Below are 529 nucleotides of genomic sequence, written 5' to 3'. Positions count from 1 at the left end.
GATGTGGTTGTTATCAATAGGCACCGCGCCGTCATCCAGATAACGTGACAACGCCGTCCAGCGTTTCAGGCTGTAATCCAGGGCCTTGGCGATGGCCACGCCATCGTGCACCAGCTCGCGCTGGGCGATCATCCAGGTGTGCAGCATGTTCATCACGGGGACGGCTTTTTCTTGTCGTATTCGTCGCCGTACATCGGGCTCCAAATCGCGGATTTCACTTTCGATTTCGTACAGCAACTGGATATAGCGCAGAGCTTGCTCGGCGAGCGTGCTTTTGTTCGTGGCGTGCAGGTCGAAGAACTTACGCCGCGCATGGGCCATGCAGCCGATTTCGGTCACGCCGAGTGCAAAACTGGCCTTGTAACCACCAAAATCGTCGCATACCAGCTTGCCTTTCCAGTCTTGCAGGAAGTTGCGTGCATGTTCGCCCGAGCGGCTGGGGCTGAAGTCGTACACCACTGCGCGGATATCGGCAGACGCGGTGGTTGCATAGGCCCAGACGTAGGCCCGATGGGTTTTCTTCGAGCCA

The 529-nt window shown here is 57.5% G+C and carries 1 protein-coding gene; it reads right to left on the bottom strand.

Annotated elements, in window-relative coordinates; all coding sequences use genetic code 11:
• Nucleotides 1-529: IS66 family transposase (gene tnpC, locus ACXPVS_RS27400; RefSeq protein WP_458512660.1), on the bottom strand; the 529-nt coding region annotated here is incomplete at both ends.

The sequence above is a fragment of the Pseudomonas sp. Ma2-10 genome (assembly GCF_054330215.1).
The sequence above is the reverse complement of the archived record's forward strand: the minus strand, read 5'-3'. Positions and strand labels throughout refer to the sequence as shown.